Source organism: Glutamicibacter sp. MNS18 (assembly GCF_026107515.2).
Classification (GTDB): domain Bacteria; phylum Actinomycetota; class Actinomycetes; order Actinomycetales; family Micrococcaceae; genus Glutamicibacter.
This window is the reverse complement of sequence record NZ_JAPCHW010000006.1, coordinates 132238-156143: the sequence shown is the minus strand read 5'-3', so window position 1 is coordinate 156143 and position 23906 is coordinate 132238. Positions and strand designations below refer to the sequence as shown.

20 protein-coding genes and 2 riboswitches are annotated in these 23906 nt (G+C 64.0%); of the genes, 19 read left to right on the top strand and 1 reads right to left on the bottom strand.

Annotation, left to right across the window (positions count from 1 at the left end):
* The first annotated feature begins 7 nt into the window (after positions 1 to 7).
* From OK351_RS10500 to OK351_RS10480, 5 genes are all read left to right on the top strand, one after another.
* Positions 8 to 1411: an LLM class flavin-dependent oxidoreductase gene (locus OK351_RS10500; protein ID WP_265158610.1), complete on the top strand. Its 1404-nt coding sequence runs from the start codon at positions 8 to 10 to the stop codon at positions 1409 to 1411.
* A gap of 142 nt (positions 1412 to 1553) precedes the next feature.
* Positions 1554 to 2078, top strand: a complete 525-nt coding sequence (locus OK351_RS10495) for an ASCH domain-containing protein (RefSeq protein WP_265158608.1) — start codon at positions 1554 to 1556, stop codon at positions 2076 to 2078.
* Between the two features lie 258 nt (positions 2079 to 2336).
* Positions 2337 to 2428: riboswitch (SAM riboswitch) on the top strand.
* Between the two features lie 117 nt (positions 2429 to 2545).
* Positions 2546 to 3568, top strand: coding sequence for a methionine ABC transporter ATP-binding protein (locus OK351_RS10490; RefSeq protein WP_265158606.1), 1023 nt, complete (start codon positions 2546 to 2548; stop codon positions 3566 to 3568).
* On the top strand, positions 3565 to 4260 hold the full coding sequence (locus tag OK351_RS10485) for a methionine ABC transporter permease (protein WP_265158604.1): 696 nt from the start codon (positions 3565 to 3567) through the stop codon (positions 4258 to 4260). The genes OK351_RS10490 and OK351_RS10485 overlap by 4 nt, the downstream gene beginning before the upstream one ends.
* Before the next feature lie 30 nt (positions 4261 to 4290).
* Positions 4291 to 5202, top strand: a complete 912-nt coding sequence (locus OK351_RS10480) for a MetQ/NlpA family ABC transporter substrate-binding protein (protein ID WP_265158602.1) — start codon at positions 4291 to 4293, stop codon at positions 5200 to 5202.
* A gap of 86 nt (positions 5203 to 5288) precedes the next feature.
* Here OK351_RS10480 and OK351_RS10475 read toward each other — a convergent pair whose 3' ends face one another.
* Positions 5289 to 5954, bottom strand: coding sequence for a biliverdin-producing heme oxygenase (locus OK351_RS10475; protein WP_265158600.1), 666 nt, complete (start codon positions 5952 to 5954; stop codon positions 5289 to 5291).
* A 440-nt stretch (positions 5955 to 6394) separates the two neighbouring features.
* On the opposite strand from OK351_RS10475, the gene OK351_RS10470 reads away from it, so the two are divergent.
* The 14 genes from OK351_RS10470 to OK351_RS10405 all read left to right on the top strand — a co-directional run bounded on the left by OK351_RS10470 (position 6395) and on the right by OK351_RS10405 (position 23643).
* Complete coding sequence (locus tag OK351_RS10470; protein WP_265158598.1) at positions 6395 to 7501, top strand: heme/hemin ABC transporter substrate-binding protein; 1107 nt, start codon at positions 6395 to 6397, stop codon at positions 7499 to 7501.
* A gap of 86 nt (positions 7502 to 7587) precedes the next feature.
* Positions 7588 to 8634 (top strand): FecCD family ABC transporter permease, encoded by a 1047-nt coding sequence (locus OK351_RS10465; RefSeq protein WP_371931424.1) that lies wholly within the window; start codon positions 7588 to 7590, stop codon positions 8632 to 8634.
* Complete coding sequence (locus OK351_RS10460) at positions 8634 to 9449, top strand: heme ABC transporter ATP-binding protein (protein ID WP_265158596.1); 816 nt, start codon at positions 8634 to 8636, stop codon at positions 9447 to 9449. The genes OK351_RS10465 and OK351_RS10460 overlap by 1 nt, the downstream gene beginning before the upstream one ends.
* Positions 9446 to 10825, top strand: coding sequence for a hypothetical protein (locus tag OK351_RS10455; protein ID WP_265158594.1), 1380 nt, complete (start codon positions 9446 to 9448; stop codon positions 10823 to 10825). The genes OK351_RS10460 and OK351_RS10455 overlap by 4 nt, the downstream gene beginning before the upstream one ends.
* Positions 10822 to 12162 (top strand): HtaA domain-containing protein, encoded by a 1341-nt coding sequence (locus tag OK351_RS10450; RefSeq protein WP_265158592.1) that lies wholly within the window; start codon positions 10822 to 10824, stop codon positions 12160 to 12162. The genes OK351_RS10455 and OK351_RS10450 overlap by 4 nt, the downstream gene beginning before the upstream one ends.
* A gap of 84 nt (positions 12163 to 12246) precedes the next feature.
* On the top strand, positions 12247 to 13662 hold the full coding sequence (locus OK351_RS10445; RefSeq protein ID WP_265158590.1) for an HtaA domain-containing protein: 1416 nt from the start codon (positions 12247 to 12249) through the stop codon (positions 13660 to 13662).
* Positions 13663 to 13700: 38 nt separating this feature from the next.
* On the top strand, positions 13701 to 14783 hold the full coding sequence (locus OK351_RS10440) for a DUF916 domain-containing protein (protein WP_265158588.1): 1083 nt from the start codon (positions 13701 to 13703) through the stop codon (positions 14781 to 14783).
* Between the two features lie 277 nt (positions 14784 to 15060).
* Positions 15061 to 15153: riboswitch (SAM riboswitch) on the top strand.
* Positions 15154 to 15270: 117 nt separating this feature from the next.
* Positions 15271 to 16902: an ABC transporter substrate-binding protein gene (locus OK351_RS10435; RefSeq protein ID WP_265158586.1), complete on the top strand. Its 1632-nt coding sequence runs from the start codon at positions 15271 to 15273 to the stop codon at positions 16900 to 16902.
* 15 nt (positions 16903 to 16917) lie between these two features.
* Positions 16918 to 17874 carry an ABC transporter permease gene (locus OK351_RS10430; RefSeq protein ID WP_265158584.1) on the top strand — a complete coding sequence of 319 codons (957 nt, stop codon included), beginning with the start codon at positions 16918 to 16920 and terminating at the stop codon, positions 17872 to 17874.
* Positions 17875 to 17887: 13 nt separating this feature from the next.
* Positions 17888 to 18778: an ABC transporter permease gene (locus OK351_RS10425; protein ID WP_265158582.1), complete on the top strand. Its 891-nt coding sequence runs from the start codon at positions 17888 to 17890 to the stop codon at positions 18776 to 18778.
* A gap of 36 nt (positions 18779 to 18814) precedes the next feature.
* Positions 18815 to 20437, top strand: coding sequence for an ABC transporter ATP-binding protein (locus tag OK351_RS10420; RefSeq protein WP_265158580.1), 1623 nt, complete (start codon positions 18815 to 18817; stop codon positions 20435 to 20437).
* A gap of 48 nt (positions 20438 to 20485) precedes the next feature.
* On the top strand, positions 20486 to 21712 hold the full coding sequence (locus OK351_RS10415) for an acyl-CoA dehydrogenase family protein (RefSeq protein ID WP_265158578.1): 1227 nt from the start codon (positions 20486 to 20488) through the stop codon (positions 21710 to 21712).
* Positions 21713 to 23131, top strand: a complete 1419-nt coding sequence (locus OK351_RS10410) for an NtaA/DmoA family FMN-dependent monooxygenase (RefSeq protein WP_265158576.1) — start codon at positions 21713 to 21715, stop codon at positions 23129 to 23131. It begins immediately after the preceding gene.
* Between the two features lie 95 nt (positions 23132 to 23226).
* A complete protein-coding gene (locus OK351_RS10405) occupies positions 23227 to 23643 on the top strand; it encodes a CoA-binding protein (RefSeq protein WP_265158574.1) in 417 nt (138 codons plus the stop codon).
* Positions 23644 to 23906 lie beyond the last annotated feature (263 nt).

Genomic DNA, 23906 nt, shown 5'->3' with positions numbered 1-23906 from the left:
GACCAGCATGAGCGAAAAACGTCGAGAGATCCTGTTCAACGCCTTTGACATGAACTGTGTTGTCCACCAGTCGCCGGGGCTGTGGCGCCACCCGCAGGACAAGGCCGCCGAATACAACACCCTGGGGTACTGGACCCATCTGGCCAAGGTGCTGGAAAAAGGCAAGTTCGACGGCCTGTTCCTGGCCGATGTGCTGGGCACCTATGACGTGTTCAACGGCACCAACGAATCCCCGTTGCGCACCGGCGCCCAGGCTCCGGTCAACGACCCGTTCCTGCTGGTTTCGGCCATGGCCGCGGTCACCGAGAACCTGGGCTTCGGCGTGACCGCCGGCACCGCCTACGAACACCCGTACCCCTTCGCCCGCCGCCTGGCCACCCTGGACCACCTGACCAACGGCCGGGTCGGCTGGAATGTGGTCACCGGCTACCTGCCCTCGGCCGCGCGCAACATGGGCCAGGAAGACCAGATGGAGCACGACGAGCGTTACGACCACGCCGATGAGTACATGGAAGTGGTCTACAAGCTGCTTGAGGGCTCCTGGGAGGACGACGCGGTCAAGGCCGATAAGGAAACCGGGATCTACACCAACCCGGAGCAGGTGCACCCGATCAACCACGAGGGCACGTACTTCAAGGTCCCGGGCATCGCCATCACCGAGCCGAGCACGCAGCGCACCCCGGTGATCTACCAGGCCGGCGCCTCCTCGCGCGGTATCAAGTTCGCCGCGGAAAACGCCGAATCGGTGTTTGTCACCTCCCCGACCCGCGACATGCTCAAGGCAACCGTCACCAGGATCCGGGACGCCGCCGAGGCCGCGGGCCGCGACCGCCATGACATCAAGATCTTCGCCATGCAGACCATCATCACCGGCGAGGATTCGGCGACAGCCCAGGCCAAGTACGAGGACTACAAGTCCTACGCCGATATCGAGGGCGCCCAGGTGCTGATCTCCGGCTGGATGGGTGTGGACCTGTCCGAATACGGCCCGGACGATGTCATCGGCGCCAACGTGAAGTCCAACGCCATCCAGTCCTCGGTGGAGACCTTCCAGAAGGCCAGCGGTGACGACGGCAACCCGTGGACCATCCGCCAACTGGCCGAATGGGTCGGTGTGGGCGGTTTCGGCCCGATCACCGTCGGCTCCGGCGCCGAGGTGGCCGAGAAGCTGATCGACTGGGTGGACTACACCGACGTGGACGGTTTCAACCTGGCCTACGCCATCACCCCCGGCACCTTCGAGGACATCGTCGAGTACGTGGTGCCCGAACTGCAGGCCCGTGGCGCCTACAAGACCGAATACGCCGAGGGTTCGCTGCGCAACAAGCTGTTCGGAGCCGGCGACCGGGTGAAGGACACCCACCGTGCCGCGCAGTTCCGCATCGCCGACCGGCTGGCCACCCAGGGCTAGGCACCCGGCGGAAACAACGCCCCGGCAGGCATCGCAGTCCCGTTGCCTGCCGGGGCGTTGGCCGTCCCCGGGCAACGACCTGACGTGGGTCAACAGGGTATGCGGAGTTTACCGTTCCGATGCCTGGCCGTAGGCTTGGACCATGACCAGCCACCTCGAAAACGCGCTGCCGGAACCGGATACCCTCGCGGCCGCATTGATGTGGGACGACTACCGTGCCGCGGTGGGCCTGGACGGATCCGCCGACTACGAGGTGGACTACTTCGGGGACAGTCCCGCGCTGTGCGATGCGCTGCTGGCCGAGGTCACCGCCGGGGACAAGCGGGCCACGGCAAGCCTGGAAAACGAGTATGCCGCCGCCGGCGAGGCGCTGCCGCAGGCCGGATCGCACTGGATCGCCTGCGACTCCACCGGAACACCGCGCATCATCCTGCGCACCAGCGATGTACAACTGCTGGCGTTCGACGAAGTGGATGAGTCCTTCGCCTACGCCGAAGGCGAGGATGACCGCACACTGGCCAGCTGGCGGCGGGAACACGAGAGGTATTGGCGGCGGACCGAGTGGAACGCCGGCCGTCCGTGGACCCCGGAAACCACCATGCAGCCGGGGCACCGGGTGGTGTGCGAGCGTTTCGAGGTCGTCTGGCCGCGAGCCCGCACCGTCTAGGGGCGCGGTCGCATTGAGCGGATTCCCCACCGGGAACCTTTCGCGGCGGCCTCTCGGGGAACAGTGATCGGCCACAGGTAAACCAGCCGTAGCGCGCCGCGTCATGATCGTCTCATGTGACTGCGGATGACCTCTGGAAGACTCCCGGTTCCCCGCGTTCGGGTCGTCACGAGTCGCCATGTGACCTCTTGTTTCCTGCACTTTGAAGCGGCAAACCGGCACAGCGCATGCTGGAAAGAGAACGGGATCCATCCCGCATGACCATCCAGAGCGGCTGAGAGATCTGGCTCGATGAGGCCGCAGCAACCACCTTTGTCAGGGACCGGTGCTACCGCCAGAACCGATGGAGCAGCTTCGCCTGTCACCAACAAACGCTACGCCGGCACTGTTGGCGGTGCTTGTTGGTCTCGTCGGTGATTCCACCTAAGGGGACACTATGGACAACAACTTCACGTCGGTGAGAGCTCATGATTGAGATCCGCGACCTGCACAAGCACTATGACACGGCGGAGGGGCGGATCAGCGTGTTGCGCGGGATTGACCTGCAGGTGCCCTCCCGCTCGATTACCGCCGTGGTCGGGCCCTCGGGCGCAGGCAAATCCACCTTGTCGCACTGCATCTCCCTGTTGGAGAAACCCAGCAACGGGCAGATCCTGGTGGACGGCAAGGACCTGTCCGCGCTGTCCGGCAAGGCACTGCGTGCCGAACGCCGCGCCATCGGCACGATCTTCCAGAATTCGGCGTTGTTGCGCCGGATGACCGTTGCCGAGAATATCGCGTTGCCGCTGCGGAACCTCGGGGTGGTGCACCACCAGATGCAGGACCGGGTGGCCGAACTTCTTGACCGCGTCGGTCTGGCCGATAAGGCCAACGCCTACCCGGGCCAGCTCTCCGGCGGCCAGCGTCAGCGTGTGGGTATTGCCCGGGCGCTGGCCCTGCGCCCGCGCCTGTTGCTCTCCGATGAATCCACCTCCGGGTTGGACCCCGAATCCACCGCGCAGGTCTTGGAACTTCTAGATTCCCTGCGCAGCGACCTGGGACTGGCAATCATCCTGATCACCCATGAAATGGACGTGGTGCGCCATGTCGCGGACCAGGTGGCCCAGCTGGACCACGGTCGGATCGCCGAATACGGACAGGTGCGTGAGCTGGTGTCCAGCCCCGTCTCGCAGACCGGGGCCAAGCTCTTGCCGTTGCGCCCCGAACCATTACCGGTCGGGTTCGACTACGAGCTGGCGGTGGCGTATCGCCAGCGGAATGTCGATCCAACTTGGCTGACCAGGCTGGCGGTGGAACACAACGCCCGGGTGGCGCTGCTGGGTGGATCCGTGGAATCCCACCATGAGGGAACCCTGGGACGGGTCCGCCTCGGGGTGGCGGGGTTGGATGCTGCCGAGGTGATCTCTTTGCTTGACTCCTGGGGGCTGACCGCCACGGTCCGAGACGGCTGGGAACCGGCGGAAACCGAACGAATCGAGGTTGCGGTATGAGGATCCCTACCGAAAGCGCCGCCGTTGGCACCGATACCCCGTTGGCGGAGTTGCCGGCCCTGCTCCTGCCCGCCTACGGGCAGACCTGGGCCATGGTCGGAATAGTGATGGTCCTGGTCATCAGCCTGGGCGGGGCCATGGGTGTTGCGCTCTACAACACCGACCGGCACGGGCTGTTCCCGCAGGCGCGGATCCACGCGGTGCTCAGCTGGGTGGCGAATATGGGCCGGTCCCTTCCGTTCCTGGTGCTGATGGCCGCGATCATCCCCTTCACCAAGTGGGTGACCGGAACGACCATCGGTATCGCCGCGGCGGTGGTACCGATGACCCTGGCTGGGATCCCGTTCTTCGCCCGGCTGGTCCAGAACGCGTTGAACGACCTGCCCCGGGAAAACCTCGCGGTCGGGTTGGTGACCGGTGGTTCCCCGACCCAGGTCATCTCCACCACCCAGATCCGCGAGGCGTTGCCCGCTTTGGCCTCGGCCATCACCCTGAACACGATCTCGATGATCGAGTACTCGGCCATCGCCGGGACCATCGGGGCCGGCGGCATCGGATACCTGGCGGTGACCTACGGCTACCAGCGTTTTGACATGAATGTCATGCTGGCCACCATCGTGGTATTGATCCTCACCGTCCAGATCGTCCAATTCCTCGGCGACCGCATCGCCCGCGCACTGGCCCGCCCATAGGCCAGCAGAAACGAAACAGGCAGAATACACATGACTACACCGACAACCGGACACAACCACGGTTTCACCCTGCGCAAGAACACCAGCGTCTTCCCCTGGACGATCGCTGTCATCGCCACCGTGCTGGCCATTGTGCTGGGTATCCTCTTGGTCCAGCAACGTGGCAACCCCGCCACCGCAGTCGAGGCGGGAGGTAAGAGCGATTTCAAGGTGCACTTCGAACCAGCCATGGCGGGGGAGGAGAAGATCCTGGAATTCGTGGCCGACACCATCGCCCCGGACTACGGTATCGAGATCGAACCGGTTGGGTTGCAGGATCCGATCCAGGCCAACCAGGCCGTGGCCTCCGGCCAGTTCGACGCGACCATCTTCGAGCACCAGTGGTACATGCAGCAGTCCGCCGAAGCCGCCGGGGTGGAGCTGACACCCACGGTGGAGCTCTACCAGTGGGGCTTCGGGCTGTACTCCACCCGCTACGCTTCGGTCGAGGACCTGCCGCAGGGGGCCACCTTGTTGCTACCCAATGACGTGGCCAACCAAGGGCAGGCACTCTGGTTGCTGGAGCGCGAGGGGCTGCTGGGATTGGATCCGGATATCGAACCACGCACCGCCAAGATGGCCAATGTAGTGCAGAATCCCCACGGATTCGTACTGAAGGAAGCCGACCTGCTGGCGATGCCGCGCATGCTGGACGATGTCGACGTCGCCATCGGCTACGTGTCCCAGTTCGATGCCGGCAAGGTGGGTCGGGACAAGGGGATCCTGTTCCCCGAGCCCCCGCGGACCTTTGCCTCGCGGTTGATTTTCGGCAGCGAGTTCGCGCAGACAACGGACGCCCAAAAGCTGATCGAGGTGTTCTCGGATCCACGGCTGCAGGAGTACCTGGCAACCACGGACGATCCATTGGTGCAGGGTGTGCTGACCCCGGTGTCGGCCGACTAGCACAGCACCGGATACACCAGCAGGCTGCGGGTTCTCCTATATGCGGGAACCGGCAGCCTGCTGGGTTTTAACGTTTCAAGGTCGTTCTACGCGGAGACCAGTTCCCCGTTGGAGGAACGCAGCAGATCCTCGAAAATTCCCTTGTTCCACCGGAAGCCGCGCTTGGCTTCATCCAGCAGCGCCTCGGCGGCCAGTGGGTCGGCCCCCAGGGAGTCCAGCTTGGTGCGGTACGCATCCTTGTAGACCTTTGGTTTCTCGATGTCCCCGAAATCCCACATGTTCAGGGCCTCGGGGGCGATCGAGTAGTGACGGGCAACCAGCTTGCCAATGGCCAGCCCACCGGAAAGATCTCCCAGGTAGCGCAGGTAATGGTGCGCGACCAGTCGAGCCGGTTCCTTGGCCGCTTCGCGAATTGCGGCGATGTAGACCTTGGTGGCCGGCAGGGCGTCGGGCAGGGAGGTGAAACCGTGTGCGGGAAGCAATACCTCCAGATCCTTGGCAATCTGCCCGCTACGCTCCAGCGCAGGATCAAAGATCGAGCCGAATTCCGGGTCGTTGTCCAAGGCGCGGACTTCCTCTTCCAATGCCGCGTATATGTGCGCATACTGCGCGATGAGCAGGGTGTAATCCCGGGCGCTGCGTTTGCCGCCCATCAGGGTTGTGATGAATTCGCTGGTCTCTGCTTCGCTGTGGTCATCTTGGGTGACCTGGCGCAGCCGGGTTGAGAAATTCGAATCTGGATTGTTGGACATGATCTACCCCAGTTTTTTGCAAGTGATGTGAAGTACAAGAATAGCGTTAAGGATAGCCTTAGTTAATCTACGACTGTTGGCATTTTGTTTCCCTTGTCGCGCTTCGCTTGCCGCAAGAGTGGTGTCGCAGATGCGGGGTGGTCTGATTTAGTCAGGTTCCGGTCGCGCCAAGCCGACGTTGACAAGTAATTTTAAGGAATTTGCCAAGTCGGTGACGGTTCGTTCGATTGTGCAGCCCGGTGGCAGCCCTGTCGTTAGATGACGAAGGGTTGCGCCCAACCCGGTCCTCGGGCAGTCGAAATCTCCTGAAAATTTGGATACAAGAGTATTCATTAAGCTAAGATCCTTTACTTAGGTGAACTTAACCTAAGTGTGTCACGTTGGAACGATGGGTCTGCCGTGGCACGCGCCCCCTGAAACTCGCAAACTTTAGGACTTCCGTGCCCAGCAAGCAGTATTCTCGTCGCGCCCGCAGTCTCACGTCCCTGGTGCTCGCAGGATTGATCGTCCTGACCGGATGCGGTTCCCACGCGGCCGGTTCGGAAGCCTCCGGCGACGGCAAGACCCTGGAATCTGTGACAGTCCTTGACAACCCCAAGGATCATGTCGGACCCTCCACCGCCATGCTGGCGGGCGGGCAGATCGATCCGGTCGCGAAAAACCCGGAGCCGCAGCTACCGGTGACGATCACTGACGCCCAGGACAAGGAAGTCACCGTCACCGATATTTCCAGGATCCTTCCCCTTGACCTCTACGGCAGTTCGGCACGCATCGTGTACGACCTGGGTCTGGGAGACCAGGTCGTGGGACGCGACACCTCCACCACCTTCAAGGAAGCGGAAGACCTGCCGATGGTCACCCAGAACGGCCATGAACTCAATGCGGAAGCCATTCTGCAATTGGCTCCCACCGTCATCATCACCGACTCTTCGCTGGGCCCCTGGGATGTCATCGAGCAGATGCGCCAAGCCGGAATTCCGGTAGTCACCCTTGACTCCACCCGGAGTCTGGAATCCGCAGCGGAGATGATCACCAGCATCGCCACCGCACTCGGGGTGCCTGAGGAAGGCAAGAAACTCGCCGAACGCACCTCCAACCAGATCGAGGAGATCACCTCGCAAATCGCTCAGATCGCACCAGAAGGCGATGAACGGCTGCGCATGTTGCTGCTGTACGCCCGCGGCCAGTCGGGGGTCTACTACATTTTCGGCCAGGACTCCGGGGCCGATTCGCTGATCACCTCCCTGGGTGGCATCGACGTGGCCACCGAAATCGGCTGGGAAGGCATGCGGCCGATGACCGATGAGGCCATGGTGGAAGCCGAACCGGATCTGGTCATCATGATGAGCGGAGGACTGGAATCAGTCGGCGGTGTCGACGGCATCACCACCACGGTCCCGGCCCTGGCCCATACCCCGGCAGGCGTCAACAAGCGCATCGTGGATATGGCCGACTCCCAGCTGCTGAGCTTCGGCCCCAACTCCGCGGCGGTGCTAGAAGCCCTCTCGGTAGCCGTCTACGCACCCGAGGCGGCGAACGAGCAGTGACAACCGATCAACGGATCCAACCACTGCGCTTGCAAGGCACGGTTCCCCGGCTGCCAGGTGACCAGCTCCAGGCACCGGAGCCGCGGCTGGGCACCGGAAACAAGATACGCAACACCACCGTGCTCGTCATTCTGGGTGCAGCGGTTCTGCTCGCCGCGCTATTCAGCGCCGGGGTGGGGCAGATGCAGATCTCCGTTGCGGAGATCCTCGCGAGCATTTCCCACCGGCTTGGTCTGGACTGGGGAGTTCTCCCCGAGCATCCGCATGCCGAATCGGCCCTCTGGGCCATCCGGTTCCCCCGGGTCCTGATGGCCATCATCGTCGGTGCCGCCCTGGCTGCGGCCGGGGTCATGATGCAGGGAGTGTTCGGCAACCCGCTGGCCGAACCCAGCGTCGTGGGCGTGTCCTCGGGTGCTGCCGCCTTCGCCTGCACCTCCATCGCCCTGGGGCTGACCTTCTTCGGCCAATGGACCACCGTGGTGGCTGCCTTCATCGGCGGGCTGGTGGCTACCACCCTGGTGTACCTCACCGCCCGGCACGGCGGACGAACCGAGGTGGTCACCCTGGTGCTGACCGGTGTGGCCATCAACGCCATCGCCGGTGCGGTCATCGCCTTGATGACCTTCCTGGGAGATACCTCTGCCCGCGAGGAGATCATCTTCTGGCAGCTGGGATCGCTCAACGGAACCCTCTGGATCAACGTGGGCATCGCCGGTCCGATCGCCCTGGCTGGAATCCTGCTGGCCTTCACCACGACCCGCAAGCTCGACCTGCTGGCCCTGGGAGAACGCCCGGCACGCCACCTGGGTGTAAATGTCGAAAGACTGCGCAAGCAGGTGATCGTGGTGGTCGCCTTCCTGACCTCCGCCGCCGTGGCGTTCGCGGGCATTATCGGGTTCGTGGGCCTGGTGGTTCCACACATCCTTCGCATGGCCCTGGGCCCTGGACACCGCATGCTGCTGCCCGCCTCGGTGCTGGGAGGTGCCCTGCTGATGCTGGCGGCGGACACCACCGCGCGCACCCTGGTGGCCAACGCGGACCTGCCCATCGGCATGCTCACCGCACTGGTCGGTGGGCCGTTCTTCTTCTGGCTGATCCGCCGTACCCGCCGCGGGGCAGGAGGCTGGTCCTGATGACGGCGCCGATCATGCAAGTGTGCGCCGCCGAGCTGAGCCTGGGCGGGCACAAGATCCTGGACCGGATCGACCTGCAACTGTTTCCCGGAGAAGTCGTGGTCCTGGTAGGACCCAATGGGGCGGGCAAGTCCACATTGCTCTCCGCGATGAGCGGGGACGAGGGCCTGGACGCCGGTGACATCCTGTTGGCCGGCAAACCGTTGGCCGACTGGGATGTCAAGCAGCTCTCCCGGGTGCGCGCCGTGCAAACCCAGGAATCCCGGGTGTCCTTCGCCTTCACCGGCGAGGATGTGGTCCGCATGGGCCGGGCACCGTGGGCCGGTACCGCCGAAGAGGAACTCGATGAGATGGTCGTGGCCAACGCGTTGCGATCCACGGAATCCGGAAGCCTTGCCCCGCGCACCGTGCAGACCCTCTCCGGGGGTGAAAAGGCCCGCGTGGCCTTCGCCCGCGTACTGGCACAGGAAACCCGCATCATCATGCTCGACGAGCCCACCGCCCCGATGGACATCCGCTACCAGGAACAGCTGATGACCACGGTGCACCACCGCACACGTGAAGGGGCCACGGCGATCGTGGTGCTGCACGACCTGTCGCTCGCGGCCGCCTATGCGGACCGGATCGTGCTACTGCAGGCCGGGCGCATCAAGGCGGTTGGCACACCCTCCGAGGTATTGACCGCGCAGAACCTGCAGGATGTGTACCGCTACCCGGTCAGCGTGGTGCAACACCCCGAATCCGGCGGAGTGATCATCACCCCGCTGCGTCCGCACCTGCAACCGAGCAAGATCCGTGAAGAGGAACTGATATGAGCACCCGGCGAGTATCGCGAACAACCCGCGGGATGATCATTGCCCTGCTGGCCGCCGCACTAGTGCTGATGCCGGGACTGGGGGCGTCGATGCCCACGATAGCCGATTCCGCTCCGCGGCTCAGCGTCACCTCATCGGCGGGCACAAACCAGGCCTCGGTCACCGGCGCCACCACGGTGAACGTCAGCGGCTCCGGATTCCAATCCATCAACAAGGGCTTCGGCGGGATCTACGTGGTGTTCGGCTACGTCAAGAACTCGACCTGGCAGCCGAGCAAGGGCGGCAAGGCCGGGACCGACTTCTTCTACGTCGCCGACTCGCAGAACAAGGACAACAAGGGCTACCAGCGTTTTGTTGCGTTCCCCGGCTCCAGTACCTCGGATAGCGCCAACGGTGGAGTGATCAACGCCAACGGCACCTTCAAGCTGTCGCTGGTCATCCCCGGCCCGACCTTCACCGCCACCAACGCCTCGGGAGGAAACACCACGGTGGATTGCCGTGAGGTGCAATGCGGAATCATCACCTTTGGTGCCCATGGGGTGACCAACGGAAGCAACGAGGCGTTCCAGCCGGTGTCCTTTGGCGGCACCGCCGCGTCCACTTCGCAGAACAAATCGACCCGGCAAACCAACAGCACCACCACGACCACCCAGGGAACCAACCAGACCCAGGCGCCAACGGACCAGGTCCAGGGACAAACGCAGGACACCGGTGAACAACCGGCAGGGCAAACCGCCCCGGAGACTGTGAACGCCGGCCCCATGGAGCCGGTCACCAGCGGGGACCCGACCCTGGGTCTGGAGCAGCAGACGGTCATTGTCGGCCGTTCCCTGGGATTCACCGGGCGCGGATTCGCCGCCGGCGAGCAGGTCGTGGCCACCTTGTCCTCCGGGCTGACCGCCGCCGGTCCCATCACCGCCGGGCAGTTCGGCGAAATCGCCGGGGCCGTGCAAATCCCGGCGGATATGACCGCCGGAACCCACAAGATCAAGCTCACCGGTGCCGGTTCCGGGAACAGCGTGGAAGCCGAATTCAGTGTCATGGCGGACCCGGCCCTGCTGGCTGCCGCCGATACCGGAAACCAGGACGGGATCCGCTGGGCAATGATCGCGGTGATCGTGGCCGCGGCCCTGTTGTTCATCCTGGTGCTCAGCTCGCTCATCGCCGCATTGGTGCGCAAGGACAGGAAAGCAGGCAAGCCGGCGGCACGCTCGGCAAAGAAGCGTCCGGCCGCCAGGACTCGGCGGCGCAAGCCCGCCCGCAGCCGTGCCGCAGCAAAACCCTCCGCTGGATCCGCAGGGCCGGCCCTGTCGGATGAGCCGGAAACCAGTGCCCTGGACCGGCTGGATGAATCACTTCAGCGGGAGCGCGTATGAGCGCGCGTAAAACGTTGGCCACCCTGGGCGCTATCGGGTCCCTGGTGAGCGCGCTACTGCTTCCCGCGGTGCCGGCCCATGCCGACGCAAGCGGTGAGGAAAAGATCGATGTGAAGGTCACGATTCCGGCTCCGGGAACATTCGAGGTCACCGATGCCCAGTTCCGCTGGGGAGTCAACGACGAATCCACCTCCCCGGCCCATGAGCCGGGACGCTGCAATTTCCTCTCCGCAGGAGTCGTTGGGGATGCGGGCTCCAGTCACACCTGGACCGAAAAGGACGGCTTCTTCAAAACGGCCGACGGCAACACGCGCATTGAACGCCCTGGCGACGATGGCCAATGGGCTACCGAAACCTGGGACACCCGGTGCACCGCTCCTGCAGGACGTGCCGCTGGAACGGGAACCGGGGGACAGGTTGTCATTGACAAGGGCACCGGCTCCATCGACGTGGCCAAGGGAACCGCCGAGATCGCCTGGGACGGCTCCTTCTCGATCGTCTTCTATGACGGGCGAACCTACTGGTCGATTTCGGATCCGGTACTCCAGGTGGCCAACGGCAAGGGGACAATGACCGCCACCGCCAGCGGTTACGCCTCCGATCGCGAGGACAGCACCCGCTGGCAGAAGGTGCCCGAGACCACCATCACCATGGCAGATCTGCCCGATGTCACCCTGGGCCAAAACGGGATCATCACCACCCCCGCCTACAAGGGTGTGAAGCTCAGCGACGCGCTGAGCGAGAGCATGCCTCAGGCAACCACTGGTGATTGGTGGGGGTCCTTCCCGGAAAGCTGGGTGAAGTTCAACCAGGCCACCGGTCAGGGAGCATTCTGGTACTCCTCCGGGGGGCTTTCGGATAAACGAAAAGTCGCCACCGACGTGTACATCAGCTACACTCCGGACAATCCGGTCCTGGAAAAGCCGGAAACCGGCACTCCGCAAGATACCGATTCGCAAGATGACCTCACAGGCGGAAACACACAGAATTCCAACGGGGACACCACCTCGTTGGTCGAGGAACGTACGTCGATAACCAACAACACGACGAACTTCCTGCAGCCAGCGGCGGGGGCACTGATGCCACCGCTGGCAGAACTTGCCGGGGCGGGGACCTCGGTACTCGAAGCGGCGACGATCGCAACCAGTGCAATCAACTGGTTGGGCAAGTCGCTCATTCCGGATGCTATCGAACGGGTCATGGACTACAGGCAACCCTTGCTGTGGTCCCTGGCGGGTTTGTTGGCGCTGGCCTCCGTGGCATGGGTTGGATTCCGCCGCGGATGGCTCGTCTGGCCCTTTGCCTCGAAACAGAAGGACCAGAACACGGATTCCTGAACCGCCAGGTCCAGGAACACCGATACTCATAGCCGCCGGACCCACCAGGGCCCGGCACCATTCTACAAATCACTCGGAGGGGAAATGTCCGTAGCAAAGAACGGCATGTCCAAAGTACGCAAGCCACTGGCCCTGGCCGCCGCCGCAGGCGTAGCCATTTCGATGGCCGCATTTGCCGCACCTGCCCAGGCTGCCGAGCAGACCGTTGATGACGTCACGCTGTCGTGGGGTCTGAACGCCGAAACCGGTGCCGGGGCCTACGCCAATGGCTGCAACTTCCTGTCGGCAGGCAAGGCCGGAAACAGCGGTTCGAGCCGCGCATGGACCGAAGACGACGGGTTCCACAAGGGCAAGGAAGGAAACGTCTCGGTGGTTGTCGCCGCAGCAGACGGGACCCTGAAGCAGCAGACCTGGGCCTCGCGGTGCGACACCGGGGACGGTGTGACCGTCAGTGCGAGCAACCCTGCGGCACCGAAATCCACCAACAACTTCCTGCTGTGGGAAAACGGCTCCGGCACGGTTGACGTTGCCGCGAAGACCGCAAGCATCAACTGGACCGGCTCATTCACCGCCGTGTTCTATGGTGGTTTGACCTACTGGTCGGCCTCGAACCCGACCCTGGACGTTAAGTCAGATGGCACCGCCACGCTCAAGGCCACTGCCTCCGGATACGGTGCCGACCAGGCTGATGCGAGCAAGTGGTCGCCCATCGAACCGCAGGAAATTACCCTGGCCAATCTCACTGGTGTCACCGTCGGTGCTGACGGCTTCGTCAAGATTCCCGAATACCTTGGTGTCCTGGCACCAGCCAGCGTGACCAACCAGGTGACTACGGGTGCCACCTGGGGTTCGTTCCCCTCCGATTTCGTGGAGTTCCAGGGCCTGACCGGGACACAGGCGTACTGGTTCTCCTCCGGCGGCGGTGCCGATGTCCGCAAGCCCGCCAGCGAGCTGAGCATCGAGTTGGTTGCCGAGGCGACCGAACCGGAACAGCCTGAAGAACCGGAGAACCCCGAAGAGTCGGACTCCAAGGACCTTGATGTCGAGGTCACGGTGCCTGAAACCGAAGGCCAGCCGGAACAGCCAGGGACGTTTAGCTGGGCCATCGACGGGACGAGCGCGAACCTCGGAACCGCCAGCCAGAATGCCGCAGGCTTCGTGGCCAACGGCACCCTGCCGAAAATCACCGTGACCGATGACCGCGAGGTCACCAACGGCTGGCAGGTCACCGGCAAGGCCGCGAACTTCACCGCAGGCAGCAACTCCTTCGCCGCCAGCGCACTGGGTTGGACCCCTGCAGGCCAGGGCAACAACGGTGTCCTGCTTGGAACCACCATCCTGCCGGGCTCGGCCAACGGCCTGTCGGCTTCCGCCGTCATGGCTTCGGCCACCGGCAAGTCCAGCGCAACCCTGAACACCGGAATCCAGCTGTTGGCACCTGCCGACGCTCCGGCCGGTGACTACACCTCGGTCCTGACGATTACCGCTATCCAGAAGTAATCCCGGGGAAGAACAACCTGCGGTGCCCGGCATGCCATATGTCTGCCGGGCACCGCATCATCATCTGCGGCAGCCCAGCCGCGCACACCACACTGCACCACCGCGAGGAAGACATGACATTGTTCGGCCGCTACTCCCGTCCCGTGACAGCACGCATCACCGCTGGCGCATTGTGCGCAGTGCTGATCTGCACCGGCCTGATCGCACTACCGGCGGCACAGGCCGACGAGATCTCATGGGGCATCAACCCCGGAGGCGACGAGGAACGATCGAGCTTCTCCTATGAGCTGGACCCGGGGCAGAGCCTGGAAGACAGCTTCGCGATCACCAACTACGGGACCAAACCGCTGAATCTGTCGATCTACGGCGCCGATGGCCTCACCTCGGCCAATGGGGCCTTGGAACTATTACCGGCGACCGAATCCTCCAACTCTATCGGCGCGTGGATCCACGTCGAGGAACCCTCGGTCATCCTGGCAGCGGGGGAAGAGACCGAAGTCGGCTTTACCTTGAACATTCCCGAAGACGCCGAGCCGGGTGACTATGTCGGGGGTATGATCTCCTCCTTTATCGATTCCGCCAGCGACTCCACGGTCGCGATTGACCAGCGGCTGGCCACCCAACTGGCCGTACGTGTCGGCGGCGAAGGTACCACCGCCCTGGCGGTCACCGAAGCCAGTGCAGCCGCACCCATTGCCTGGAATCCCTTTGCGCCGGTCGATGCCACGGTTCATGCCACGCTTGCCAATGACGGCAACCTGCGGGCCCGCGGTTCGTACACCGTGAAGATCTCCGGTCCCTTCGGGGTAGCACCCGCCTCGCACACCTTCTCCGCCGAGGAACTGCTTCCCGGTTCCACCGTCCAGCTTGAACAGCAGGTGCCCGGGTTCTGGCCGCTGCTGTGGCAACAGGTCGACGTGACCATGGATGCCGAAGGCATCGACTCGCTTCCTGCCGGATCCAGCACGGTAACGACAACCTTCTGGACCCTGCCCGCCGGATGGATCCTGATCCTGCTGGTGGTCATGGGTGCTGCAACCGTCCTTGGCGTGCGCCGCGCCCGCTCAGGGGAATACGAAGAAGAGGACGAAGGACAACTCGAATCCTCCAGTACCGGGTAGTTTCCCACGCCCCGCTGCTGAATGGCCCTGCCTTGGCAGGGCCATTCACTTTAAACAGATGTTGGTGTCGGCAGCTACCCCCACTGCCTGCAGGAGTCAAGGAAACCTTCCTCCTGATGTCACATGACCGTCACATGACCGCAGGTGACGCGATGTTACCCGGTGATCCAGCCTGAATGAGTCGCCCGGCGACTTTGTGACCATCCTGTGTCGTCATGCTTGGTCACAAGTCACCATGCGCCGCACACTGAATTTGTCGGCAGAAACGCCAGACGCTAAACCATCCAGAGCGACTGAGAGACCTGGCTCGCTGAAGTCGCAGCAACCGCCCTATGGGGGGAACCGGTGCTAAGGCCAGGACCGATGGAGATTGCTAGATTTCGCAACGGTCCACGGGTTGGAACCAACAGTTCCAACCCCCGCCCATGGCGGAGCTGGGCCCGCGTTCAGCGTGATCCTCGGGCGCAACCGAGAGGAACACAAACATATGCGGCCACCACGTTTGGCACTCAAAGCTACCGCACTCATCGCAGCCCTGGGCCTGTCACTGACTGCCTGCGGCGGCAACAGTACTGGCGCCGAAGCCGGGACCAGCCAGGGCGTTGCGGGCGAACCGGTACAGGGCGGAAGCTTCGTCTTCGCCGAGGTGACCCCGATCAACAACTGGCAGACCCAGGCAGCCCGCTTCTACGAGAAGGCCAACGTGCTTCACTCGGTGCTTGACCGGCTGACCTACTTCGACGTGGAATCTGGCCAGCTCGTTGGCTGGATCGCCACGGACTTCACCTCCAATGAGGACAAGACCGAATACACCTTCACCATCCGTGACGGGGTGACCTTCTCCAACGGCACCGCACTTGATGCCGCAGCGGTCAAGGCCAACCTGGACGCCCTGGGCCTGGGTATCGAGGAAGCCCAGATCCAGCCGAATGTGGACTTCTCCGCCTATGAATCGGCAGAGGTTGTCGGTGATAACCAGGTCAAGGTCACGCTGAAGCGCCCGGACGCGAACTTCCTGCGCGCCACCTCCTCGGTCGCCGCCGGCCTGGTGGCTCCAGAGACCCTTGAACTGGACAACGCCGGACAGTCCGCCATCGCGCAGATCGTGGGTTCGGGACCGTTCGTCTTCGAATCCGAAAAGCCGGATGAGGAAGTGGTCTTCGCGGCCCGCGAGGACTACGCCTGGGCCCCGGAAACCGCCGCCAACCAAGGTGCCCCGTACCTGGATGAACTGGTCATCAAGTACCTGCCGGAGGTAGCCCACCGCGCCGGTGCCGCCCAGTCCGGCCAGGTCGACCTGGTTCGTGGCCTGCAGCCCGTGGACGAAGACGCGCTGAGCGCCGGAGGCGGCCAGGTGCTGGCCGCACAGGGTGTGGATCTGACCGCCAACCAGGCGGCCGTGCGTATCGGCTCGGGCAAGCTCGAGGATGTCAAGGTACGACAGGCGCTGCAGGTCGGTATCGACCGGCAGGCGCTGAAGGACACCGTGCTTTCCGACAGCTACGTGATCTCCGGGTCGGTACTCAACCGCCAGGCCCCGGGGTTCGTGGACCTGTCCGATGAGCTGGCCTATGACCCCGAAACCTCGAAGAAGCTGCTGGACGAGGCCGGCTGGGTCGAGGGTGCCGATGGCATCCGTGAAAAGGACGGCGAGAAGCTGGAAATCACCGTCGCCTCCTCGAACAACTCGGTGGTCATCAAGCCCGCCTTCGAGTTGATCGAACAGCAATGGCGTGAAATCGGCGTAAAGCTGGTCAACCGAGCCGCCGATAACGCCTTCCTGACTAATGCACTGGTTGACGACCAGATCGAATTCTTCGGCACCCGCCAGTTCGCCTACGGCGGCCTGGGACCGGTGTACGGCCCGGCGAACAATACCCAGACGCTGAACGCCGACGCGGAACTGAACGACCTGTTCACCCGAGAGCAGGCGGCAACCACCGACGAGGAACACCTGAAGCTGATCGAAGAGGAACAGCGCGAACTGGTCCTGGACAAGGCACTGACCCTGGTCCTGTGGGACGAGGTCCAGGTCTACGGTGCACACCAGGACGCCCACATCGAATTCACCTCCGGGACCGCCCCGATTTTCCAGGGCGCCTGGAAGTCCAACGGCTGATAGGAAACACACGACATGGGCGGATACATTGCCAAACGCGTCGGCCAGGCGATCCTGGTCATCTGGTTGGCCTACACCGCGGTCTTCCTGGCCGTGCAGGCGCTGCCCAATGACCCGGTAACCATCTTCCTGTCCACCGATGCGGCGGCCGACCCGGCCACCATCGCGCAGATGAAGGCCTACTACGGCTACGACCAGCCGCTGATCTTGCAGTACCTGTCCCAGCTGGCGGGTCTGCTGCGGGGGGACTTCGGTTATTCGCTCTCCGCCGGCGCCGAGGTCACCAGCAGGATCGGGGATGTCATCGGATCCACCCTGGTCCTTGCCGGAAGCGCCTTCGTGGTGGCGGTGGTGCTGGCGGTGGCCCTGGTGGCCGCTGCCAGCCTGGCCCGCGGAGCCCGACTGCGCAAGGCGCTGCTGAACCTTCCTCCGCTGTTCATCTCCATCCCGGTGTTCTGGCTCGGGCTGGTGCTGCTGCAAGTGCTGGCCGTGCAGCTGGGGGTCATGTCGTTGTTCCCGGACGGATCATTCCTGTCCCTGGCGGTACCGATCCTGGTGCTGGCCATCCACCTGAGCGCACCGATCGCCCAGGTACTGCTCAAGAGCGTGCAGGAAGTCAACGCCCAGCCGTTCGTGGATGTGTTGCGCGCCAAGGGCGCCGGGGAATCGTGGATCTTCTTCCGGCACACGCTGAAGAACGCCGCCCCGGCGGCCCTGTCCATTGCCGGTATCACCATCGGCACCCTGCTGGCCGGATCGGTCATCACCGAAACCGTGTTCGCCCGCGCCGGGTTGGGCCAGCTGGTGCTCCAGGCCGTCACCGTCCAGGACATTCCGCTGGTCCAGGGCCTGGTGCTGCTCACCGCGGCGGCCTTCACCCTGGTCAACTTGCTGGTGGACCTGATCCACCCGCAGCTGGACCCACGCATCATCAACGCCAACGCCGGCCCACCGCGGGCACTGGCAGCCTAGGGAAGGCAGAGTCATGAGTGTATTGACCGAACACGCCGGGGCCAGCACCGGGCCCCAGACCCCGGAACCGGCCACCGTCAAGGCCCCATCCCGCGCACCACGTGGTGTGCTCCAATGGCTGGCCGAATGGTGGGTACTGATCCCTTTGGCGCTGCTGCTGGCCTGGGCGCTACTTCCCGGGTTGTTCACCGGTCAGGACCCGATCACCGGGGTACCTGCAGACAAGTTCCTCGCCCCGAGTATCACCCATCCCTTCGGCACGGACCATCTGGGCCGGGACGTCTACTCCCGGGTGGTGCATGGCACCAGCCAGACGCTGATGACCGCCGGGCTGGCCTGCCTGATCGGCTCGGTGGTCGGTACCCTGTTGGGCCTGGTGGCCGGCACCGCCGGACGCTTCGCCGACACCGTGGCGATGCGCCTGGTCGATGTGCTGCTGGCCGTCCCGGCCTTCCTGATCGCCTTGATCCTGGTCACCGCCACCGAACCGGGGCCACTGTCCCTGGGTATCGGTGTCGGTATCGCCTCGATCGCCATCTTCGCCCGCCTGGTGCGCACCGAAGTGTTGCGGGTCCGTTCCCGGGACTTCGTCCAAGCGGCGCTGATGAGTGGGGGCGGCTACTTCACGGTGCTGCGCCGCCACATCATCCCGCACATCATCGGGCCGGTGCTGGCCCTGCTCGCCGTTGACTTGGGGGCTGCGATCCTGGCGATCTCGGGACTCGGCTTCCTCGGCTTCGGCGCTCCACCACCCACCCCGGAATGGGGTCTGCTGATCTCCGAGGGACGCCAGTACCTGTCGGTGGCCTGGTGGCTGACCACCCTGCCCGGGCTGGTCATCGTCCTGGCGGTTATGCTCACCGCGGCCCTGGGCCGGCGCATCAACCAGGCCTTCCGCTTCTGATCCCGGTGCCGGGACGAATTTCGATTGGATACGACAATGACCGCCAAGAACACCAGCACCCATCCGGTGGTGCGCATCGAGGACCTCTCGGTACGGTACGCCGCCGGGACCCTGGCCGCGGACGGCCTGGATCTTGAAATCCCCGCCGGGCAGATCGTGGCGATCGTCGGCGAATCCGGTTCGGGCAAATCGACCTTGACCAAGGCGCTGATCGGTCTGCTGCCACGGGATGCCCAACTATCCGGTTCCATCCGCTTCGGCGGTACCGAGGTGACCGGTCTGGACGTGCATGCCTGGAGGGAAATCCGCGGTGCCGGTATCGGCCTGGTTCCGCAGGATCCCGGCGCCAGCCTGGATCCGGTGAAGACCATCGGCTCGCAGCTGATCGAGGTCTTCCGGCTGCACCCGCAGCGTTCGGTACCCAAGAAGCACTGGCAATCCAAGGCCGTCGACCTGCTGGCCAGTGTGGGCATCGACCGCCCAGAACAGCGGATGAAGCAGTACCCGCATGAACTCTCCGGAGGGTTGAAACAACGTGTGCTGATCGCGATCGCCTTCGCGCTGAACCCGCAACTGCTGATCGCCGATGAACCCACCAGTGCCCTGGATGTCACCGTGCAACGCACCGTGCTTGAGGTGTTTGTATCGCTGGCCCGGAAAAAGGGCACCACGGTCCTGTTCGTCACCCACGACCTGGCCGTGGCCACCGACATCGCCGACCGCGTGCTGGTTATGAACTCGGGCAGGATCCTGGAGGACCGCAGCGTCCGCTCGCTGGTCACCGAAAGCACCGATCCCTATACCAAGGCCCTGTTGGCCCAGGCCAGCGCCGGACACGAACGTCAGCCGGTCACCGGGGAACGGGAAGTCGCCATCTCGGTGGCCGGACTGACCAAGGACTTCGGCAAGGGAACGGACACCCACCGCGCGGTCAACGAGGTGTCCTTCGAAGTGGCGCGCGGCACCACCTTTTCCCTGGTGGGCGAATCCGGCTCCGGAAAGTCCACCACCGCCAAGATCCTGATGGGCCTGCTCGAACCGAGCGCCGGGGCGGCGAGTGTCAATGGCAAGGAAGTCACCGGCATCCGCGGCAAGGGCCGCTACGAGTTGTGGCGGCAGGCGCAACTGGTCTACCAGAACCCGGACTCCGCACTGGACCCCCGGCAACCGGTGGCCTCGATCATCGCCGAGCCGATGGTCAACTACCGCCTCGGTGATGCCAACTGGCGCAAGGCCCGCGTGGGGGAACTGATGTCACAGGTCAACCTGTCACCCGAGCTGGCCGCCAAGCGCTCGCCGGAACTCTCCGGAGGGCAGCGCCAACGCGTGGCGATCGCCCGGGCCCTGGCCGCCGGGGCGAAAATCCTGGTGTTGGATGAGGCCCTGAGCGCGCTGGACGTGCTGACCCAGGAACAGATCCTCGCCCTGCTCAAGCGGCTCCAGGAAGAACAGCAACTGACCTACCTGTTCATTTCCCACGACCTGCACGTGGTGGAACGGATCAGCCACCGGGTGGGAGTTATGCGCCGCGGCGAGCTGGTGGAAACCGGAACGGTGGACGAGGTGTTCTCCACTCCAAGCCACGAGTACACCCGCACCCTGTTGGCCGCCAACCCCGGACAAGTGCTGCGCGAACTGACCGACGCGGCCAGCGCCTGATGACCTGCCGGCACCCGATACAGAATTCATTACATCGAAAAGAGGATCATGAGCACCCCAGCCATCACCCAGCCTTTGAGCGAGGAAGCCAAGTACCAGCAGTTGTTGGCCCGTTTTACGCCGGTCTTCGAGCGCATTGCCCTTGGAGCGCGTGAACGCGAACAACAACGCCAGCTGCCCTTCGAGCAGGTTCAGTGGCTGAAGGATGCCGGGTTCACCACCCTGCGGGTACCGGCCAGCCACGGCGGGGAGCCGGTGAGCCACGAACACCTGTTCCGTCTGCTGGTCGAGCTCTCCGCCGCGGATTCCAACGTCTCCCACCTGCTGCGCAGCCACTTCTCCTTCGTGGAGACCATTGCACTGCAGCCCGCCGAGTTCCGGGACCAGTGGTTCCCGCGGGTACTGGCCGGCGAGATCTTCGGCAATGCCGCCACCGAGCGCGGCGGCAACGCGCTGGGCACCACCAACACCAAACTCATCCACACCGATTCCGGATGGGTGCTGCGTGGCGAGAAGTACTACACCACCGGTTCGATCTTCGCTGACTGGGTAGTGGTCATGGCCTCCACCGACGGGGTGGAAGGACGCCAGTACGCGATCGTGGACCGGCACGCCCAAGGCGTTGAGATCCTCGATGACTGGGACGGATTCGGCCAACCGCTGACCGGCACCGGCACCGCCATCTTCACCGATGTCCCGGTGGGCCAGGAGAACATCATCCAGCGCAAGGTCGCCTCCACCCTGGAACCGGCGTTCTTCCAGCTCTGCCTGCTCTCGGTCCTGGTTGGTATCGGCAAAGCCGCCCGCAACGAGGCCGCGCAGATCGTGGCCACCCGCACCCGTACCTTCAACACCGGATCCGGGGCCCTGTTCCGCGATGACGCGCAGATCCAGGAACTGGTGGGCCGCCTGGCCACCAACGTGTTCGCCGCCGAGGCGATCGTGCTCACCGCGGCCCGCGAACTGGACGCCGCCCTGGATGAAAGCCTGGGCCTGGACGCCGAAGCGGCCTACCTGCGCGCGGAACTGGCCGTGCAGCAGGCCCATGTGGCCACCCCGAAGCTCGTCCTGGACGCCACCAGCGAGCTATTCGACGTCACCGGCGCCTCGGCGGTGTCCACCAGCAAGGCGCTGGACCGGTTCTGGCGCAATGCCCGCACCGTGGCCACCCACAACCCGGTGGCCTTCAAGGCCCGCTCGGTGGGGGACTACTTCATCAACGGCACCATCCCCACCGGTTTGAACTCCATCGGCGACGCGACGGGCGGCAAGTAAATGGGAACCTTCGACGCACGGCCGCGTTTCATCCTCTCGGCCTTCCTGATGAACACCTCCAGCCACATCCTGGGTGGCATGTGGCGTCACCCCGAAGCCCAGCAGCACCGCTTCCACGAACTGGCCCCCTGGGTGGACCTGGCCCGGAAGCTGGAGGATGCCAAATTCGACAACCTGTTCTTCGCCGACGTGGTGGGCCTCTACGGGGATCACGAGGGCGGTTGGGCCTCGCACGTGCGCAAGGGCCTGCAGGTTCCCAGCCACGACCCGCTGGTGCTGCTCTCGGCCTTGGCCGCCGGCACCACGGATATCGGCCTGGCGATGACCAGCTCGGTGGTGCAAACCCACCCGTTCCAGTTCGCCCGCCAACTCTCCACCCTGGATCACCTCTCCGGCGGTCGGGTGGCCTGGAACATCGTCACCAGCGTGCTGGAGAACTCGCACCGGAACTTCGGGGCCAAGAACCTCATGGCCCACGACGACCGTTACGGGTGGGCCGAGGAATACGTCGAGGCCGCCTACAAGCTCTGGGAGGGCTCCTGGGAAGACGATGCATTCAAGGCCGACAAAATCAGCGGCATCTACGCGGACCCGGCTAAGGTCAACAAGATCAACCACCGCGGCGAGATCTACTCGATCGACGGACCGCATCTGGCGGTACCCAGCGCACAGCGCACCCCGTTCCTCTTCCAAGCCGGTTCCTCGGCACGGGGCACGCAGTTCGCCGCAACCCACGCCGAAGCCACCTTCCTGTTCGCCCCGCACCCGCAGTACGTGGCCAAGAAGGTCGCGGCACTGACCGAGAACCTGCAGGCCGCCGGGCGCGGACGCGAGGACCTCAAGGTCTTTGCCGGGCTGTCCTTCGTGGTTGGTTCCACCGAGGGCGAAGCCAAGGCATTGGAAGCCGAATACGACGAATACCTGGACCTGCATGCCATCGTTGCCCATATCGGCGGCGGTATCGGTGTGGACCTGGGTGGGCTGGACCTGGATACCCCATTGGGTGAAGTGCAGACCGAGGGGGCCCGCGGTGTGCTGGAAGCGGCCATCGCCTCCACCCCGGGCGGCAACCCGACCATCCGGGACCTGGCCCATTACCGGGCCAAGGCCCAGCAAATTGTCGGCACCCCGGAACAGATCGCTGATGAGCTGGAAAAGTGGCAGGACGCCGGCATCGACGGGTTGAACATCATCAACCACGTGTTGCCCGGATCCTACGACAACTTCATCGACGGGCTGCTGCCCGAACTGCGCCGCCGCGGGCTGGCGCAAAGCGAGTACACCCCGGGCAGCCTGCGGCACAAGGTCTTCGGGAGGGGCGACAAGTTGCCACAGAACCACCCGGCCGCCCGCTACCGTGGGGCATTCGGGGAATTCTCCGCCGAGGCCACCAACGCGAAACTGGATCCAGCCCGCTAGGCCCCAACCAGCGCAGGCAGCTACTCCCACCGGGCCACCGGCGTCTTTGGACGCCGGTGGTTCCGTCATTTCCGCTCCCGTTGTAGGGTTGCGCCATGAGCGCCAAACATGTCAATGATCCAGATGTCATCCGCCGCCTGTTGACCACCCCGGCACGGTGGGCGGTGGTTGGTCTGACGAACAATCCGCGCCGTGTGGCGCCGGCCATTGCTCGCTACCTGAAATCCGAGCTGAACATGCAGATCGTTCCGGTCTCGCTGCGTGCCGAGAACGTCCTGGGTGAAGAGGGCTATGAACGCCTTGAACACATTCCCGGAGAAATCGATGTCGTCAACTGCTTCGTCAACTCCCGCAAGGTCGGAGACATTGTCGACCAGGCCATCGAGGTCGGCGCCCGAGCGGTGTGGATGCAACTGGGTGTCATCGACCAGGCAGCGGCACAACGTGCCAAGGATGCAGGCCTTGATGTAGTCATGGATACCTGTCCCAAAATCGAATACCCGTTGCTCTAAACGGTCATGTCGGCGCCCGGTATGCAGCACGGGGATGAGTAGGGGTGAAAACAGGGGTTAAAAGTTACGCATTGGTAGTCCGCCTCCCCGCGCACTGTATATGGTTCAGGTAATACGACAAACCGTTGGGTGCTGGGGACCTGACAAATACTTGGGGATTCGTCCGAACGTGGGGTTCGAGACGGGTAATTGGGCGCACGTCTAAGTGTGTCTCGACGGTGTTTGCTTTTTCCTACGCCCCATCAACATTGGGGAATATTTAG

Bases quoted from the DNA above. Each gene is read 5' to 3' on its own strand.
- OK351_RS10500 (WP_265158610.1), top strand. From the start codon at position 8: ATGAGCGAAAAACGTCGAGAGATCCTGTTCAACGCCTTTGACATGAAC.
- OK351_RS10495 (WP_265158608.1), top strand. From the start codon at position 1,554: ATGACCAGCCACCTCGAAAACGCGCTGCCGGAACCGGATACCCTCGCG.
- OK351_RS10490 (WP_265158606.1), top strand. From the start codon at position 2,546: ATGATTGAGATCCGCGACCTGCACAAGCACTATGACACGGCGGAGGGG.
- OK351_RS10485 (WP_265158604.1), top strand. From the start codon at position 3,565: ATGAGGATCCCTACCGAAAGCGCCGCCGTTGGCACCGATACCCCGTTG.
- OK351_RS10480 (WP_265158602.1), top strand. From the start codon at position 4,291: ATGACTACACCGACAACCGGACACAACCACGGTTTCACCCTGCGCAAG.
- OK351_RS10475 (WP_265158600.1), bottom strand. From the start codon at position 5,954: ATGTCCAACAATCCAGATTCGAATTTCTCAACCCGGCTGCGCCAGGTC.
- OK351_RS10460 (WP_265158596.1), top strand. From the start codon at position 8,634: ATGACGGCGCCGATCATGCAAGTGTGCGCCGCCGAGCTGAGCCTGGGC.
- OK351_RS10455 (WP_265158594.1), top strand. From the start codon at position 9,446: ATGAGCACCCGGCGAGTATCGCGAACAACCCGCGGGATGATCATTGCC.
- OK351_RS10450 (WP_265158592.1), top strand. From the start codon at position 10,822: ATGAGCGCGCGTAAAACGTTGGCCACCCTGGGCGCTATCGGGTCCCTG.
- OK351_RS10445 (WP_265158590.1), top strand. From the start codon at position 12,247: ATGTCCGTAGCAAAGAACGGCATGTCCAAAGTACGCAAGCCACTGGCC.
- OK351_RS10440 (WP_265158588.1), top strand. From the start codon at position 13,701: ATGTCTGCCGGGCACCGCATCATCATCTGCGGCAGCCCAGCCGCGCAC.
- OK351_RS10435 (WP_265158586.1), top strand. From the start codon at position 15,271: ATGCGGCCACCACGTTTGGCACTCAAAGCTACCGCACTCATCGCAGCC.
- OK351_RS10430 (WP_265158584.1), top strand. From the start codon at position 16,918: ATGGGCGGATACATTGCCAAACGCGTCGGCCAGGCGATCCTGGTCATC.
- OK351_RS10425 (WP_265158582.1), top strand. From the start codon at position 17,888: ATGAGTGTATTGACCGAACACGCCGGGGCCAGCACCGGGCCCCAGACC.
- OK351_RS10420 (WP_265158580.1), top strand. From the start codon at position 18,815: ATGACCGCCAAGAACACCAGCACCCATCCGGTGGTGCGCATCGAGGAC.
- OK351_RS10415 (WP_265158578.1), top strand. From the start codon at position 20,486: ATGAGCACCCCAGCCATCACCCAGCCTTTGAGCGAGGAAGCCAAGTAC.
- OK351_RS10410 (WP_265158576.1), top strand. From the start codon at position 21,713: ATGGGAACCTTCGACGCACGGCCGCGTTTCATCCTCTCGGCCTTCCTG.
- OK351_RS10405 (WP_265158574.1), top strand. From the start codon at position 23,227: ATGAGCGCCAAACATGTCAATGATCCAGATGTCATCCGCCGCCTGTTG.